This window comes from Bartonella sp. MR168JLCBS, assembly GCF_042194175.1.
Map to the genome: position 1 here is coordinate 760 of NZ_JBHIMP010000075.1, position 678 is coordinate 1437.

A 678-nucleotide genomic window follows, 5' to 3' on the forward strand; every position below is an offset into this window, starting at 1 on the left:
TTTTAATTCGTTGCTATAAGATCCACCGCGCTCTACAGCATTTTTCAAAGAACTGATAGCAATAAACAGCGCAGTATTCATGTTGTCTTTATCATCACTTTTAGCAGTAATCTTTTTCTCTATGGTCTCTAATTGTTGTTTTAACGCAGCAAGACTGTTTGCGTTGCTCTGTCCAGCGGACAAAGCCTTTTCCACATCTTTTGGAACTTCAACTAAAGTTTGTATAGACTCTTCAAGATCACTTACCTTTTCCTCTAAAGCTGCAAAGGCTTTTCTACTGTCTTCTTTCGGTGCTTGATCATCTTGAACAGTTTTAACCTTTTGTGATGAAAAAGAAGAAAGCTCTGTTTTCAACCTATTCATTTCTTGAAGCACATGCCTCAATTGCCGCATTGTTTCTTCACTTTGGTTTTTTGTGGTTTCAGCAATCTGTAACGCTTTCTCCTCTCCAGCATGATTATCCATAAAAGCAGAAGGAAGCAAACCCGCCCATTGAAGTCCCATCAAAAGACCCAAAGCGATAAGACCACCAAAAATTCCTGAAATTGGCAAGAAAAGCCAAGTCATGCCCGATATGTGTTTACTCTGTGTACTTTGCTTGCTCTGTTTCTCTATTACTTCCAATTCTACAGAGTTTTGTGTTTTTTGCTCTGAATTATGGTTTGCAACTTCATGTTC

1 pseudogene is annotated in these 678 nt (G+C 38.5%); it reads right to left on the reverse strand.

Features of this window, described 5'->3' with window-relative positions:
- Positions 1-678, reverse strand: a pseudogene (locus ACFIK8_RS09185) (hypothetical protein); the annotation flags it as partial.